The sequence below is a fragment of the Brevibacterium linens genome (assembly GCF_003999335.1).
Classification (GTDB): Bacteria; Actinomycetota; Actinomycetes; order Actinomycetales; family Brevibacteriaceae; genus Brevibacterium; species Brevibacterium linens.
Genome location: NZ_CP026734.1, coordinates 1 through 16,743, shown reverse-complemented (window position 1 = coordinate 16,743; position 16,743 = coordinate 1). Strand labels below are relative to the sequence as shown.

At 64.3% G+C, this 16,743-nt stretch carries 10 protein-coding genes and 2 tRNA genes; all 12 read right to left on the bottom strand.

Annotated features, from left to right (window positions below; translation table 11 throughout):
* Positions 1-35 precede the first annotated feature (35 nt).
* The 12 genes from CXR29_RS00060 to dnaA all read right to left on the bottom strand — a co-directional run bounded on the left by CXR29_RS00060 (position 36) and on the right by dnaA (position 16,730).
* Positions 36-2,378, bottom strand: a complete 2,343-nt coding sequence (locus tag CXR29_RS00060; protein WP_241241692.1) for an excinuclease ABC subunit UvrA — start codon at positions 2,376-2,378, stop codon at positions 36-38.
* A gap of 404 nt (positions 2,379-2,782) precedes the next feature.
* Positions 2,783-4,231 carry an MDR family MFS transporter gene (locus tag CXR29_RS00055; RefSeq protein ID WP_127365206.1) on the bottom strand — a complete coding sequence of 483 codons (1,449 nt, stop codon included), beginning with the start codon at positions 4,229-4,231 and terminating at the stop codon, positions 2,783-2,785.
* Between the two features lie 209 nt (positions 4,232-4,440).
* Positions 4,441-5,214 carry a potassium channel family protein gene (locus CXR29_RS00050; RefSeq protein WP_025779650.1) on the bottom strand — a complete coding sequence of 258 codons (774 nt, stop codon included), beginning with the start codon at positions 5,212-5,214 and terminating at the stop codon, positions 4,441-4,443.
* 175 nt (positions 5,215-5,389) lie between these two features.
* Positions 5,390-5,462, bottom strand: a tRNA-Ala gene (locus tag CXR29_RS00045).
* 171 nt (positions 5,463-5,633) lie between these two features.
* A tRNA-Ile gene (locus tag CXR29_RS00040) sits at positions 5,634-5,707 on the bottom strand.
* 163 nt (positions 5,708-5,870) lie between these two features.
* Positions 5,871-6,740 (bottom strand): DUF3566 domain-containing protein, encoded by an 870-nt coding sequence (locus tag CXR29_RS17520; RefSeq protein ID WP_241241515.1) that lies wholly within the window; start codon positions 6,738-6,740, stop codon positions 5,871-5,873.
* On the bottom strand, positions 6,737-9,304 hold the full coding sequence (gene gyrA / locus CXR29_RS00030; protein ID WP_101593911.1) for a DNA gyrase subunit A: 2,568 nt from the start codon (positions 9,302-9,304) through the stop codon (positions 6,737-6,739). The genes CXR29_RS17520 and gyrA overlap by 4 nt, the downstream gene beginning before the upstream one ends.
* Positions 9,305-9,444: 140 nt before the next feature.
* Entirely contained in the window at positions 9,445-11,442 is a 1,998-nt protein-coding gene (gene gyrB, locus CXR29_RS00025) for a DNA topoisomerase (ATP-hydrolyzing) subunit B (RefSeq protein WP_127363511.1), read from the bottom strand.
* 241 nt (positions 11,443-11,683) lie between these two features.
* Positions 11,684-12,196: a DciA family protein gene (locus CXR29_RS00020; protein ID WP_101554840.1), complete on the bottom strand. Its 513-nt coding sequence runs from the start codon at positions 12,194-12,196 to the stop codon at positions 11,684-11,686.
* The gene (recF, locus tag CXR29_RS00015) at positions 12,193-13,329 is read right to left on the bottom strand and encodes a DNA replication/repair protein RecF (protein WP_101554841.1); all 1,137 of its coding nucleotides are present in this window, start codon (positions 13,327-13,329) and stop codon (positions 12,193-12,195) included. The genes CXR29_RS00020 and recF overlap by 4 nt, the downstream gene beginning before the upstream one ends.
* Positions 13,330-14,469, bottom strand: a complete 1,140-nt coding sequence (dnaN, locus tag CXR29_RS00010; protein WP_180956961.1) for a DNA polymerase III subunit beta — start codon at positions 14,467-14,469, stop codon at positions 13,330-13,332. It abuts the gene before it with no gap.
* A gap of 557 nt (positions 14,470-15,026) precedes the next feature.
* Positions 15,027-16,730: a chromosomal replication initiator protein DnaA gene (gene dnaA / locus CXR29_RS00005; RefSeq protein ID WP_101554930.1), complete on the bottom strand. Its 1,704-nt coding sequence runs from the start codon at positions 16,728-16,730 to the stop codon at positions 15,027-15,029.
* Between the last annotated feature and the right edge of the window lie 13 nt (positions 16,731-16,743).

Sequence of the window (16,743 nt, the reverse complement as noted above, 5' to 3'; positions counted from 1 at the left end):
TCGCAGCCTGCCGGGATCAGGGCGTGTGCCTCAGATCACCCGTGTTCGGACAGTGCTGCGGTGAGGTATTTCGCCGAAGGACCCGCACCTGCCGCGGCAACGTCAGCGGGTGCGCCTGCAGCGACGAGCCGTCCGCCGGCGTCACCGGCACCTGGGCCGAGTTCGATGACGTGATCGGCGACGGCCACGACGCGCATATCGAGTTCGACCATGACGACGGTGTTGCCGGCATCGACGAGTGACTGCAGGTGGGCGACGAGGCGGTCGGCATCGGCGCAGTGCAGTCCTGACGTGGGTTCATCGAGCACGTAGAGGGTGTCGCCGCGCCCGGAGCGCTGCAGTTCGCTCGCGAGCTTGACCCGCTGTGCTTCGCCGCCGGAGAGTTCGGTGGCGGGCTGGCCGAGACGCAGATAGCCGAGGCCGACGTCGATGAGCGCAGTCAGCGAACGGATGATGTCGAACTCGCCGGTGAAGAAGTCGTGGGCGTCTTCGACGCTCATCCCTAAGATCTCGACGATGTTGCGTCCGCGCCACAGGATCTCGAGCGTGCTCGACTGGAAGCGGGTGCCGTGGCAGTCCGGGCACTCGGTATAGACCGACGGAAGGAAGAGCAGCTCGACCATGACGGAGCCTTCTCCTTCGCAGGTCGGGCACCGTCCGCCGGAGACGTTGAAGGAGAACCGTCCGGGTTTGTATCCGCGTTCCCGGGCCTCGGGGGTTTCGGCGAAGCGGCGGCGGACATGGTCGAACAGACCGGTGTAGGTCGCCACATTGGACCGGGGCGTCCGGCCGATGGGGTTCTGGTCGATGCTCACGACCCGACGGAATCCCGTGAGGTCTCCGGTGACGGTTCCGCGCAGCTCTTCGGTATCGTCGACGAGCAGCAGATCATCGCCCTCGGGAGCGGGGTCGTCAGTGGAGGTGGACGTTCCCAACCGGTCGCCGACGATTGCCGGCAGCGCCTGGCTGACGAGGCTGGACTTGCCCGACCCCGATACTCCGGTCACAGCGGTCAGCGCGCCGAGAGGCAGGTCGAGGCTGACATCGTGGAGGTTGTTGCGGCGGATGTTCTCCAGCCGCATCCACCCGTGGGGCTGACGTGGTTCGTGGGGTTCGAGTCCGCGGTTGCCGAATACATAGCCGCGGGTCACCGATTCGTCGACCTCGGCAAGACCGGCAGCGGGGCCGCTGTAGAGGACGTGCCCGCCGCGTTCGCCGGCTCCGGGTCCGATGTCGACGAGCCAGTCGGCATGGCGCATGATGTCGACCGAATGTTCGACGACGAAGAGACTGTTGCCCCGCGCCTTCAGTCCGTCGAGGATGCCCATGAGTGCATCGACGTCCTGCGGGTGGAGACCGGCCGAGGGTTCGTCGAGCACATAGACAACGCCGAAGAGATCCGAGGTCAGCTGGGTGGCCAACCGCAGCCTCTGCAGCTCACCTCCGGACAGCGTCGGTGTGGTCCGATCAAGTGAGAGGTACCCGAGCCCGAGGTCGACGATCGGCCGGAGCCGATCGATGAGACCCTCGCCGAGGCGGACGAATGCGGCGAGCTTGTCCGCCGAGGGGTGATCGTCGACGGAGGAGTGATCCTCGGCGGCCGACTGGCGCCCGGGTGACGACGGCGCGTGATCGCCCGCGTCCATGGATGTTCTCGACTCCACGACGGCATCGCTGAGGATCTGCATAAGTTCATGCAGCGGCAGGGCTGAGAATTCGGCGATATCGAGACCGGCGATCGTCACCGACAGTGCTTCCGGTCTGAGCTTCTTTCCCCGGCAGATCGGGCAGGGCGCAACGGTGAGGAACTCGGAGACCCGCCGCTTCATCGCGGCACTCTTCGTGTTCGCAAACGTATCGAGCACGTACTTCCGAGCTCCGACGAAGGTCCCTGAATAGGTCGGTTCAGCACCAGCAGCGATCGCTTCGCGCGCCTCGTCCAGCGTCAGCCGGGAGTGGACGGGAAGGTGCGGAGTCTCTTCCGTGTAGAGGAGCCAGTCGCGGTCGGCCTTCGGCAGGTCCTGCCACGGGACGTCGACATCGAAGCCGAGGGCCACGGCGGTATCGCGCAGCTGGTGACCGTGCCAGGCGGTCGGCCAAGCAGCGATGGCGCGCTCCCGGATCGTCAGCGTCGGATCCGGGACCATCTGGTCCTCGGGCACCTCGTAAACGCGGCCGATTCCGTGGCATTCCGGGCAGGCACCTTCGACGGTGTTCGTCGAAAAATCCTCGGCCAACAGCATCGACTGCCCCTCCGGGTACTGTCCCGCCCGTGAGTAGAGCATGCGCACGAGGCTGGACACCGTGGTGACGCTGCCGACGCTCGAACGTGCGCTGCGCCCGCCGCGCTGCTGCTGCAGGGCGACGGCCGGCGGCATTCCGGTGATCGAATCGACGTCGGGGACCCCTGCCTGGTCGATGAGCCTGCGGGCATACGGTGCCACGGATTCGAGGTAGCGGCGTTGGGACTCGGCAAAGAGGGTCCCGAAGGCCAGGGAGGACTTGCCCGATCCGGACACTCCGGTGAAGACGACGAGCGCATCCCGAGGCACGGTGAGATCGACGTTGCGCAGGTTGTGTTCCCTGGCACCGCGGACCCTCACGTCCGACTGGATCTCGGTCGAGGATGTCGGATCTGAGGGCACAGAGGAGGTCACGAGGCCACCGTACCAAGGTCGGGACCCCCGTTCACCTAGGCGCCCGACGACAGAACCCCTCGTTCCGGGAATTTCGGAACGAGGGGTTCGATGTGCCTCAGTCGGCCGCTGTCATGGGCCGACCGTCATTCGGCGGGGCTGGCCTCGGTTGGTTCGACCACCTCGGCGAGATAGTCTTCCTGATCCTCTGGCTTGCGGATGAAGAACGCGAGGACGACGGGGACGATCGCGATGACCGTCGCCAGCAGGAACGCGGCGTGGCCGCCGGGGGCTCCCGCCTCGGGGACGGACTTGCCGTCGGCCTGGCCGGCGTGCAATGCAGCGGAGTAGATCGAGATGAGCAGCGCGGTACCGGCGGCTCCCGCAACCTGCTGCAGGGTGTTGAGCGCGGCCGAACCGTGCGAGTACAGGTGACGGTCCAACGACCCCAGTGACGCGGAGAAGAGCGGAGTGAACGAACCCGCCAGGCCCAGGGACATGACGATCTGGATGATGATGAGCAGCCAGATCGGCGTGCCCACCCCGGCCGTCGAGTACGCGAACATCGAGGACGCGATCATGATCGTGCCGGGAACGAGCAGCGTCTTGGGTCCGCGAGCGTCATAGATCCGACCCATCACAGGGCCGAGCAGGCCCATGAGCACCGACCCCGGCAGGAGCACGAGACCCGACTGGGTGGCGCCGAGGCCGACGACGCTCTGCAGGTACAGGGGCAGCAGAGAGAAGGTGCCGAACATCGACAGTGCGACGATGGCCATGATGATGACCGAGAAGACGTAGTTGCGCGACTCGAACACGCGCAGGTCGAGCAGGGCGCGATCGCCCTTCTGCAGGACGAGCTGACGCCACACGAAGAGAGCGAGGAAGACGACTCCGCCGCCGATCGTCGCCCATGCCAGGGTGCTCGTCGATCCGCCGCCTGCCTCACCGCCGTGGCCGCCGCCGAACCGGCTGAGGCCGTAGACTATGCCGCCGAAGGCGAACACGGACAGGATGATGGAGACGATGTCGATGGGGGCGTGAGTCGACTCGCCGAGGTTGGTCATCCACTTCGCGCCGAGTGCCAGTGCGATGAGCGCGATGGGCAGGATGATTCCGAAGAGCCAGCGCCAGCCGAGCGAATCGAGGACGATGCCGGACATCGTCGGTCCGATGGCCGGGGCCAGAGAGATGACGAGACCGACTCGACCCATCATCCGACCCCGTGAGTGTGCCGGGACGACGTTCATCATCGTCGTCATCAGCAGCGGCATCATGATGCCGGTTCCCGCGGCTTGGACGATGCGTCCGATGAGAAGCAGGACGAACCCCTGCGAGACGAGGCAGATGAGCGTGCCCGCAGAGAACAGGATCATCGCGGCCAAGAAGATCTGGCGGGTGGCGAAACGCTGCAGGAGGAAACCGGTCGTCGGAATGACGACGGCCATGGTGAGCATGAACGCGCTGGTCAGCCACTGGCCGAGCTCCGGAGGGATGCCGAGGGCCTTGTTGAGCTCGGGGATGGCGATGGCCATCGTCGTCTCATTGAGAATCGCTACGAAGGCAGCCACGAGCAGCAGCCAGATGACTCGCATGCCGGCCGGGTCGATGGTGTCGCTATGCTGTGTCTGCGCCTGTGCGGGTGAGCTGTCGCTGGACAAGACGGTGCTCCGTTCGGATGTGTCTGAATGGCCCGGGGTGTGGGCGGAGGTCGCACGCAGATGCCGAATCGACGCGCAGACGAAGGGGTCAACAGCATCTCAGACTAACGTATTCCCGTTTCGCGCCGACAGTGGGGAGAACCCTATTCTGTCGACCGTCCGGTCCTCATCTCCTCCGAATGTCTGGTTGCTGCCGATTCGCCGCCGATCTGCTCGGCGACAGCGTCGAGACTGCGGGTGAGTTCGCTGATCCTGTCCTCGAGTCGGCGAACGTGGGCGACCGTCGCCGCTTGGTTCTCGTCGACGTTCGTCGAGACCTTCTCAACGATCCATGAGGCGAGCGTTCCCGTGACGACACCGAGCAGCGCGATGCCTCCGAGCATGAGGCACACCGCCAGCGTCCTTCCCACTCCGGTGACAGGTGTCATATCGCCGTAGCCGACAGTCGTGATGGTCACGAACGACCACCAGATGGCGTCTCCCATCGTGTTGATCGCAGAGTCCGTGTGCCGTTCGGCATCGAGCACGGCCAGCGAGGCGGCATAGACGAGCAGCGCCGACGCCGAGGCGGTGTAGATGAGGATCCGGCCCCGAACCGCAGTCCCGATCGTCCGATTGAGAACGTGCAGAACGGTGATCGCTCTGAGCACGCGCAGGGGACGCAGCAGCGGGAGGACGATGACGACGAGTTCGAAGAGATGATGGACGAACCACTCCCACCGTCGCTGCGCGAGGATGAGATTGACGGCGTAGTCGACGATGAAGACGAGCCAGGAGGCGAACACTATCCCGTAGGCGATGTCTCCGGCTCGCCCGGTCGGCTCTCCGATGACCTGCCAGCTGTACGCGGCGAGAAAGATCACCGCCGTGGTGATGAGCGGCCATTCCATGATGTCCTGCCAACGTTGCGATGTCACGCGTCGACTCTAGCAGTGCCTTCCGGACATCGACGATGACACGTTCCATGACCGATGAGCCGGCGCTCTCTGACGACCTTCGGTACCGCTCATCGCCGGCGCAGACGACGAAGGCTCCGAACCGCAATCGGTTCGGAGCCTTCGTTCTACGAGTGCTGTCTCAAAACTACTCGAGTGGAGGTAAGGGGACTCGAACCCCTAACCCTCTGCTTGCAAAGCAGATGCGCTACCAATTGCGCCATACCCCCGAAATGGGTTCACACCCTCACACCGAGTCGGTGTGTTCGGACCATTCGGCCTGGGCACCCTGGTTGCGGTGCCGCCACCCGAAGAACACTCCCAGTCCCACTACAGTGAGACCGCTGAGAATCCATCTTCTCATGATCCTCCTCGAAAGGAAATCCTGTTGTGACAGGACGTGGGCCTACCTGGACTTGAACCAGGGACCTCTTCGTTATCAGCGAAGCGCTCTAACCGCCTGAGCTATAGGCCCTTATCGGGTGAACCCGAAGTAAAACAATACCCATCGACCGCAGCCAAACACAAATCGGCGAACCGTGACCCCTCTCACACCCTCCCTTATTGCTACCTGACGGCGGCCCAGCAACCTTGCGCGAGGTTGCTGGGCCGCCGTCAGGTAGCAATAAGGGGAGGGGTCAGTCGTCGGTGAGGGTGAGGCTGAATCCGCCGGCGATGAGGGAGCCGATGTTGTAGATGAAAGCCGCCAGGGTCGACAGCGCCGTCATCAGCACGATGTTGATGACCGCGATGATGAAGCCGGCAGCAACGACTCGGCCGAAGCCGAAGATGCCGATGATCCGCTCGGCCGACTCCGCGCCGGCAAGCTCACTCATGGTCGACTCGAGGCCGCTCATCACACCGGTCGCCTGCAGCACGACCCACAGCACGATGAACGCGACGATGGTGGCGATGCCGATCGCCACGGACATGAGGAACGACATCTTCATGACCGACCACGGGTCGACCGCGGAGACGGTGAGGCGAACCGTGCGGGGGGCCTTCTTCTTGCTGCCCTTCCCGCTGTCGACCATGTTCTTCACGCCCATCTTCACGCTGCCGGAGCTGGCGCGGACGGTGTTCGCGGCATTTCCCATCACCGAGGTGGCGCTGCGGTTGCCGCCGTTCGATCCCTGGGAGCCCGATCCCTGCGATCCGGAGGCCGGTGCTCCGACCCCCTGGGAACCGGTCTGAGCACCCGATCCTTGAGAGCCGGTGTGTGCCGATGGCGTCGATCCGGCCGAGGGAGCGCGGTTGGGCTTCGGCGAAGCCTTCGGTGCGGGAGGTGCGACGACGGTGGCGTTCTGGCTGTCGGGCCCCGAGGAACCGCGACCGGAATCGGATCCCTGTTTCGAGCCGGTTCCCGACCCGGAGTTCGAGCCCGACCCGGAGTTCGAACTCGCTCCGGCCGACTTCTCGTCCGACTTCGACGAGTCGGCCGTCAGACGGGTCGAGCCGCTCGACGTGCGTATGATCTTGCCTGAGCCTGGCTGTTTGCTATCGCTCACTCTTCCACATCCTCGTTGCCGGTCTGAGGCTCTGCGACCTCACCTTCCGGGACTTCGGCATCGTCTTCGCTTTCGATCTCGTCGTCGACCTCGGCTTCGGGCCCACGGGTCACTGCGATAATACGATCTTTCTTGTCCGGTTTCGCGAACACCACACCCATGGTGTTGCGTCCCTTCGCCGGAACTTCATCGATGCTCGATCGAACGATCTTACCGCGCTCCATGACCACGAGGACCTCCTCACCGTCTTCGACGATGAGTCCGCCTACCAAGTCTCCGCGCTGTTCGGTGATCTTCGCAACCCGGATTCCCAGGCCGCCGCGGCCCTGCAGACGGTATTCGTCGACGGGGGTGCGCTTGGCGTATCCGGCCTCGGTGACGACGAAGACATAGGTGTCGGGCTGGACGACGTCCATCGTCAGCAGCTCGTCGTCGTCCTTGAACTTCATACCGGTCACGCCCCCGGTGACCCGGCCCAGGGGACGGATCGACTCGTCGTCGGCGGCGAAGCGGATCGACATGCCCTTGCGCGAGATCAGCAGCAGGTGGTCATCGGCGCCGACGATGCGGGCCGAGACCAGTTCATCGGGCTGACCCTTGTATTCGCGCAGGTTGATGGCGATGACACCGCCGGTGCGGTTCGAGTCGTACTCACTCAGACGGGTCTTCTTCACCACACCGGAACGGGTGGCGAGGATGAGGAAGTCGGCCACCTCGTAGTCACGGATCGACAGCACCTGTGCGATCGACTCGCCCGGCTGGAGGGCGAGCAGGTTCGCCACATGCTGGCCCTTGGCATCGCGTGAGCCCTCGGGCAGCTCATAGGCCTTCGCCCGGTACACGCGTCCGGTGTTCGTGAAGAACAGCAGCCAGTTGTGGGTGGAGGTGACGAAGAACTGTTCGACGACGTCGTCGCCGCGCAGCGCGGCACCCTTGATGCCCTTGCCGCCTCGGTGCTGGGCACGGTAGAGGTGCGTCTGGGTCCGCTTCGCGTAGCCGCCGCGAGTGATCGTGACGACGACCTCCTCCTCGGGGATGAGGTCCTCCATGGAGACGTCTCCGTCGAAGCCGGCGAGGATCTTCGTGCGGCGGTCATCACCGTAGCGTTCGACGATCTCGTCGAGTTCCTCGGACACGATCTCACGTTGGCGAGACGGGGTTTCGAGGATGTGCTTGTATTCGGCGATCTGCGCCTCGATCTTCTCGGCCTCTTCCTGGATCTTCAGACGTTCCAGGGCGGCCAGACGGCGCAGCTGCAGATCGAGGATCGCATTCGCCTGGATCTCGTCGACCTCGAGCAGCTCCATCAGACCGGTCCGTGCCTCGTCCGAGGACGGGGAGCGGCGGATCAGGGCGATGACCTCGTCGAGGGCGTCGAGGGCCTTGAGGTAGCCGCGCAGGATATGGGCGCGTTCCTCGGCCTTGCGCAGACGGAACTGAGTGCGGCGGACGATGACTTCGATCTGGTGCTTGACCCACAGGCGCAGGAACGAGTCGATGCTCAGCGTGCGCGGCACGCTGTCGACGAGGGCCAGCATGTTCGCGGAGAAGTTCTCCTGCAGCGAGGTGTGCTTGTACAGGTTGTTGAGCACGACCTTGGCCACGGCATCGCGCTTGAGCACGATGACCAGGCGCTGACCGGTGCGTCCCGAGGACTCATCGCGCAGATCCGCGATGCCGGCGACCTTGCCGTCCTTGACATAGGAGGCGATCTTCGCGGCCAGAGTGTCCGGGTTGACCATGTACGGCAGCTGGGTGACGACGAGGCAGGTGCGGCCCTGGATCTCTTCGACCTCGACGACGGCGCGCTGGGTGATCGATCCGCGGCCGGTGCGGTAGGTGTCCTCGATGCCCTTGCGGCCGAGGACCGTCGCGCCCATCGGGAAGTCCGGTCCCTTGATGAGGCCGAGAAGGGCCTCGAGCGCCTCTTCCTTGCTCGCCTCCGGGTGGGACAGCAGCCACTGCGCGCCGGCGGCGACCTCGCGGAGGTTGTGCGGAGGTATGTTCGTGGCCATGCCCACGGCAATTCCCGCCGAGCCGTTGACCAGGAGGTTCGGGAACCTGGAGGGCAGAACCATGGGTTCTTGGTTGCGCCCGTCATAGTTGTCCTGGAAGTCGACGGTGCCTTCTTCGATGTCCCGGACCATCTCCATGGCCAGGGGCGCCATCTTGCACTCGGTATAACGGGGGGCGGCCGCACCGTCGTCGCCCGGGGACCCGAAGTTGCCCTGACCGGAAACGAGAGGGTAGCGCATCGTCCACGGCTGCACGAGGCGGACCATGGCGTCGTAGATCGCCGTGTCGCCGTGCGGGTGGTACTGGCCCATGACGTCGCCGACGACGCGGGAGCACTTTGAGAAGTTCCGGTCGGGACGGTAGCCGCCGTCGAACATCGCGTAGAGGACGCGACGGTGGACGGGTTTGAGTCCGTCGCGGACGTCCGGCAGGGCACGTCCGACGATCACGCTCATCGCGTAGTCGAGGTAGGACCTCTGCATTTCGAGGTTGAGATCAACCTGTTCGATCCGGTTGATGTCTGTTCCGATATCGTTCTCGTCGGCCAATGTGGGCTCTTCCCTTGTGTTCGAACCGTGTCCGGTTGGATCTCAACCGTGTGCGGCGGCGATTGGTGCGTGCAAAGAATGGGTGCGGTGCATCCGGTCTCCCACCCTCACCGAGGCGGCTGCCCGGTGAGGGTGGATGCTCAGATGTCGAGGAAGCGGACGTCCTTCGCGTTCTCCTGGATGAAGCGACGACGCGAATCCACGTCATCGCCCATGAGGACGGTGAAGATCTCGTCGGCGACGATCGCATCGTCGAGGGACACCTGCTTGAGCAGTCGGTGGTCGGGATCCATCGTCGTCTCCCACAGCTCCTCGTAGTTCATCTCGCCCAGACCCTTGTAGCGCTGGATCGCGAGGTCCTTGGGCAGTCGCTTGCCTGCGGCCCGCCCGGTCTCGAGCAGTCCGTCGCGTTCCTTGTCCGTGTACGCGAACTGGTGTGGAGCGTTCGACCATTTGAGGCGGTAGAGCGGCGGGGTGGCGAGGTAGACGTAGCCGTGCTCGATGAGCGGCTTCATGTAGCGGAAGATCAGCGTCAGCAGCAGGGTCGTGATGTGCTGACCGTCGACGTCGGCATCGGCCATGAGGATGATCTTGTGGTAGCGCAGCTTCTCGAGATCGAATTCCTCGCCGATGCCGGTGCCGAAGGCGGTGATCATCGCCTGGACTTCGTTGTTGCCCAGTGCCCGGTCGAGTCGTGCCTTCTCGACGTTGAGGATCTTCCCGCGCAGCGGCAGGATCGCCTGAGTGTTCGGGTTGCGGCCCTGAGTCGCCGAGCCGCCGGCCGAGTCGCCCTCGACGATGAAGACCTCAGAGATCGTCGGGTCCTTCGACTGGCAGTCCTTGAGCTTGCCGGGCATGCCCGAGGACTCGAGCAGCCCCTTGCGCCGGGTGGCTTCGCGGGCCTTGCGGGCGGCCATCCGCGCTTGGGAGGCCTGCAGGGCCTTGCGCACGACGTCCTTGGCCTGGGCCGGGTTCGACTCGAACCAGTGACCGAGTTCGTCGCGGACCACGCGCTGGACGAAGCCCTTGACCTCGGAGTTGCCGAGTTTCGTCTTCGTCTGACCTTCGAACTGCGGATCGCCGAGCTTGACGGAGATGACGGCGGTGAGACCCTCGCGGATGTCGTCGCCGGTGAGGTTGGGATCCTTGTCGCGCAGCAGCTTCTGTTCCTTCGCATACGCGTTGACCAGCGAGGTCAGTGCGGTGCGGAAGCCCTCTTCGTGAGTGCCGCCCTCGTGGGTGTTGATGACGTTGGCGTAGGTGTGGACGGATTCGTTGTACGACGTCGTCCACTGCATCGCGATCTCGAGGGCAAGAGTCTGTTCGCCCTCTTCGGCTTCGAAGACGATGACGTCGGGGTGGACGAGATCGGCCTTCTTCGTCGAGTTGAGGTACTCGACGTAGTCGAGCAGACCGTGCTCGTATTCGTAGGTGGCGGTGCGCGGCTTCCACTCGGTCGCCTCGTCCTCGTCGATCTGGACCTCGTCGTCATCGACCTCGTTGTGGCGCTCATCGGTGAGGCTGATCTTCAGGCCCTTGTTGAGGAAGGCCATCTGCTGGAAGCGCGCACGCAGGTATTCGTAGGAGAAGTCCGTGGTCTCGAAGATCGACCCGTCGGGCCAGAAGGTCACGGTCGTGCCCGTCTCGTCGGTGGCTTCGCCGCGCTGCAGTTCGCCTGTGGGCACACCGCGGACGAAGTCCATCGTCCACGTGTACCCGTCACGTCTGACCTCGACAGCGAGTCGTTCGGACAGTGCGTTGACGACGGTCGAACCCACACCGTGGAGACCGCCGGCCACGGCGTATCCGCCGCCGCCGAACTTGCCGCCGGCGTGGAGGATCGTGAGGATCACCTCGACGGTCGGCTTGCCCTCGGTGGGGTGCATGGCCACGGGCATTCCACGTCCGTCATCGGAGACGCGGACGCCGCCGTCGGCGAGGATGGTGACCTCGATATGATCGCAATAGCCGGCCATCGCCTCATCGACGGAGTTGTCGACGATCTCCTGGACGAGGTGGTGGAGACCGCGTTCCGAGGTCGAACCGATGTACATGCCGGGTCGTTTCCGGACTGCCTCGAGACCCTCGAGTACAGTGATGTCGCCGGCATCATAATGAGGCTGATCCTCGGTCGTCATATGACTCCTTGTTCGGATGGTCGCTATCAGCTCCCCATTCTACCGCGCCCGACGCTGAAATGCCCGTAAGCGGCCTGTGAAGGCGTATTTCCCGAATTTTCGTGCCGCAGATGTACCCCCGGACAGGTCGGGGAGCGCCTATGGCCGTTTAAGGCCTTCTGTGTTCTTCTCAGAAATGCAGAGGGTTCTCCTCAGAAATGCAGAGCCGCTTCCCGGAATCTCGCCGAGGCGGCTGTCCGCTTCATCCGAATGTGTCCCTGGGTCCGCGGCCGGCCACCGATCGTCGGCCGCGTTTGAAGCTGCGGCCCTGTGGCCCCTTGATCTCGATCTCGGTGATCGTCGCCGAGCCCAGTCCCTCTTCCAGTCTGCGCAGGATCGTGGGTCTGAGCACCCGCAGCTGGGTCGCCCAGGTCGTCGAGTCCGCGGCGATGACGAGCAGCGGAGGAGAGAAGTCGATGGGAGTCGCGTGCTGGGCCACTTGGGGTCCGACGAGGTCGGGCCACCGGCCGAGCACCTTGCCGATGTCGAGAGACGACGACCAGCCGCGGGCGGTGATGAGCGAGCCGAGCACGGATGACACCGTCTTCGGGTCACGGCCGTCTCTGCCCGATCCGGAGTAGACGACTTCGCCGCGCAGGCGGGAGCGTCGACGGCTGCGGACGAACTTCGCTTCGGTGACTTCCATCCGCCGTACTCGGTCGAGGGCTTCGAGGGAGGCGACGGGAGTGGAGTAGTCCCGGGCGATGCCGCTCATGATGCGCTGCTCTGCAGGAGTCGGGACTGGTCGATCCGGATTCCCTCGAGTCCATCGGGCAGATCGGAGTCGACGGCTGCGGTGATGAATACCTGTTCGGCCGAGGCCACTCGTGAGGCCAGACGCTGTCGCCGACCGGTGTCCAGTTCGGCGAAGACGTCGTCGAGGACGAGGATCGGCTGTTCGGCGGCGCTTCCGGCATCCGCGGAGAGCAGATCCCAGCCGGCCAGCTGCATGGCCAGCGCCAGAGACCAGGTCTCACCATGAGAGGCGTACCCCTTCGCCGGATGGTCTCCGATCATCAGCGACAGATCGTCGCGACCGGGTCCGTGCAGGGTCAGTCCGCGCTCGATCTCCGTCGTCCGGCGGCGGTCGAGGGCCGCAAGAAGCAGTTCCCTGCAGTCGGCGGCGGATTCGGCCTGCGAGTAGTCGATGCGCGAGTCATAGGCGATATGGGCACCTTGCCGCTCGAGTCGGGCGTCGGCGGCGATATAGGCGAAGTTCGTCTGCAGCGGCTCGACGATGTCGGCGAGGATCCGCTGCCTGCCGAAGACGAGCTCGGCCGCGGAGTCCGCATAGGCCATGTTCCAGATGTCGAGAGTCGCCTCGAGGCCGGGATCGCGATCCTCACGGAGTCGTTTGAGCAGAGCATTGCGCTGTTTGAGTGCTCGTTCGAAGTCCGTGATGATCGAGGCGAAGCGCGGATTGCGCGCGACGACGAGGGTGTCGATCCACGACCGGCGTTCGGCCGGTTCCCCGCGCACCAGGCTGAGGTCCTCGGGAGCGAAGACGACGCAGGAGACGAGGCCGAGGATGTCTTTGAGCTTGACCGCATTGCGGTTGACCCTGGCCCGGTTGGCGCCTTTGGCCTGGATGGTCACCTCGACGGTGGCGTGCCGCTGATCCCGGTTGACCAGTGCGGACACGGTCGCAGCCGGTCTGTCCTCGTGGACGAGCGGAGCGTCGAAGGCGACCCGGTGCGAGCGCTGATGAGCGAGGTACCCGATCGCCTCGACGATATTGGTCTTCCCGGTCCCGTTGTCGGCCACGAATGTGGTGACTCCGGGTGAGAACTCGAGGTCGAGCTCGGGATACGACCGATAGTCACGCAGGGAGAGTCGGGATATCCACATTCAGATGCGCGTGGGCATGAGCAGATAGCGATAGGACTCGTCGGCGGGGCCGTCGAGTTCCTTCTGCCCGGAGATGATGACCGGTTTCATCGGCTGGGTGAATGAGAAGTTCACATACGGGCTCTCGACGGCGGCGAGGCCCTCGGCGATGTAGTGCGGGTTGAATCCGACGGTGATCTCGTCGCCCTGCAGGGTGGCTTCGAGGGCTTCGGAGGCCTGAGCGTCGTCGCCGGTGCCGGCGTGCAGCGTGAGCATGCCGTCGGTGACCTCGAAGCGCAGCGGGGTGTTGCGTTCGGCCACGAGCGAGACGCGGCGGACGGCTTCACGCAGCACGGCTGTCTCGACGATGGCGTGGATCGGAACCGAATCCGGGAACAGCGACCGGACCTTCGGGTATTCGCCCTCGATGAGCAGCGACGTGGTGACTCGACCGGCCGAGGTGAAGGAGATGAGGTCCTTGCCGGCATCGGTGCTCAGACCGATCGTGACATCGCCGCCGAGGGACTTCGAGACATCGGAGAGTGTGCGCCCACGCAGCAGTGCCACGGCCGAGACATCGGGTCGTCCCGGGGTCCAGGTGAATTCGCGAACGGCCAGACGGTAGCGGTCGGTGGCGAGCATAGTGACCTTCTCACCCTCGATCTCGACGCGCACGCTGGTGAGGATCGGCAGGGTGTCGTCCTTCGAGGTCGCGATGGTGACCTGTGAGACGGCGTTCTGGAACTCTCCGGCCGAAACGGTGCCGGAGTCGTCGGGGATCTGCGGCAGTGCCGGGTACTCAGCCACGGGCATCGTCATCAGCGAGAAGCGGGACGAGCCGCAGGTGACGTCGACCTTCGCATCGATCTGCTCGAGCGTGACCTCCTGGTTGGGCAGCGCCTTGGAGATGTCGGCGAGCAGACGACCGGAGACCAGCACAGTTCCCGCGGAGGCGACATCGGCGACGATCTCCACGCGGGAGGAGACTTCGTAGTCGAAGACGGCCAGGCGCACTGTGCCGCCTGTTTCGGCAGTGATGAGGATGCCGGTGAGCACCGGAGCGGAAGGGCGGTTGGGCAGAGTCTTGGTCGCCCAGGCAACAGCGTCAGCGAGAACGTCGCGATTGACTTTGAACTTCAAGGGGGATGCTTCCGCGTTCACTTTACTCCTTCGGGGTGGCCACCCGACCTGCACTGGGCATCTGGCACAAGATTCCGGGTTGCGAGTCACAGGCTCGATACTGCTCGGAAAACTTTACACAGCCTATCCGATTTGTGCCCACCTCAGGAGTGCCGGCCGAAAAGGGCTGCCAGGGGGTGCCAGCCGGATGAATCTCGCATTCGAGAATCGCTCGAGATCCTGTGTTCGAATATTCGGCGACTCTGCAACCGACGTGAGCTCGAGGTCCCGAGCTCGAAGCTCATCCACCGCAGCAGTCGGTGGCGGTCGCCCTCTTGAGAGTTGAATTCACTTGGTAGAAGTATCAGCACCTGTGGAGACTGTGGACAAGTGCCGCTTACCCCAGAGTAATCAAGGGTTCTGACCGACTATGGACTTGTGGATGCCATGTGCACCGCGACCGAGGCGCCGGTGGGCGCTTGGGTAAACACAAGCATGTAGTTCACATCTTTCCACCCGTGCAGCAGTTCTGTCCACCGGTCTGTCCCCAGCTGTGAGCAATTGTCCCCAGGGTTATCCACAGATGTGTATGACGTCTTCTATAGGCGGTGCTGTTGTTTAATGCGGTTTGTGAGTTCGGTGACCTGCGTGTAGACGGCCCGTCGTTCGGCCATCTGAGTTCGAATCTTCTTGTTCGCGTGCATCACGGTCGTGTGATCGCGTCCACCGAAGGCCTGTCCGATCTTCGGCAGGGACAGGTCGGTGAGCTCACGGCACAGATACATGGCGATCTGTCTGGCCGTGGTCAGCGTCCGGGACCGGGAGGTCCCGCACAGGTCGTCGAGGGTGAGGCTGAAGTAGGCAGCGGTCTGGCCCATGATGTCCGCGGCCGAGACAGCGGGGGTGTCATCCGGGGTGATGAAGTCCTTGAGGACGGTCTCGGCCAAGGATACGTCGATCTGCTGATCGTTGAGGTTGGCGAAGGCCGTCACCCGGATGAGGGCGCCTTCGAGTTCGCGGATATTCGAGGACACCCGGGAGGCGATGTATTCGAGGACGTCATCGGGGACGTCGAGGTGTTCGGCCGCGGCCTTGCGGCGCAGAATGGCGAACCGGGTCTCCATATCCGGCGGCTGCACGTCCGTAAGCAGACCCCATTCGAATCGGGAACGCAGCCGCTCCTCGAAGCCCTTGAGCATCTTCGGCGGCTGATCGGAGGTGATGACGACCTGTTTGGCCTCATTGTGCAGAGCATTGAAGGTATGGAAGAACTCTTCGACGGTCGCATCCTTGCCCTGCAGGAACTGGATGTCGTCGATCATGAGGATGTCGACCTCACGGTAACGGCGCTGGAAGGCAGGCCGCAGGGCGTTCGACGTCTTCGACGAGCCGATCGTGTTGATGAAGTCGTTGACGAACTCTTCGCTGGAGACGTATTTCACCCGGATCTCGGGGAACAGCTGAGTCGCGTAGTAGCCGATCGCATGGAGCAGGTGAGTCTTGCCCAGTCCCGAGTCCCCATAGATGAACAGGGGGTTGTACGCCTTGGCCGGAGCCTCGGCCACGGCGAATGCCGCGGCGTGGGCGAACCTGTTGGACGCGCCGATGACGAAGGTGTCGAAGGTGTACTTCGGGTTGAGCTGGGCGACGCCGGGAGCATCGACGGGCGGACCCATCGGGGCGGCGGTCGCCTCGGCGATCTTCATCTCACGGTCGGTCATGCCCGACTCGGCCGGGTCCTGAGGCAGCTGCTGGGCGGGCATCTGCCTCGCCGGAGGTGCCGACGTCTCCGCCTGCGGCATCTGAGTACTCGGGGTCTGCGCGGCGGGTCGGCCCTGACCTGGTTGGCCCTGGTTCGGCTGGGGGATTTGAGGAGTCGACTGATCGGCGGGGGTCGGTCGCACCGGTTCGGCCGCCTCGGCGGGGGCGGGTTCCGGTGTGCCCGTCGTCGAGGTGGAGGTGACCGGATCGACGGGAACCTGGGTTCCCGGGGTCGGCTCCCCGATGAGGTCTTCGAAGCGGATCGGCACGTCGAGTTCCGGATCGACGACGAAGCCGAAGGTCACGTCGAACCCGAGAACCTTGGAGAACTCCCTGGTCAGGGGGCCGAGCAGCCGGGTTTCAATGGTGCGGCGGGTGTGCTCTTCGCGCACGGCGAGAAGGATGAGGGCATTGTCGACGAGGGCCTTCGGCACGGCGAGGGAGAGGAATCCCTTCTGGTGCGACGAGAGGTCCGGGTCCTGTTCCAGGTTTGAGACCACCGTGCGCCAACGGCTGATGAGCTCATTTTTGGAATTCGACACCGTCACATTTCCT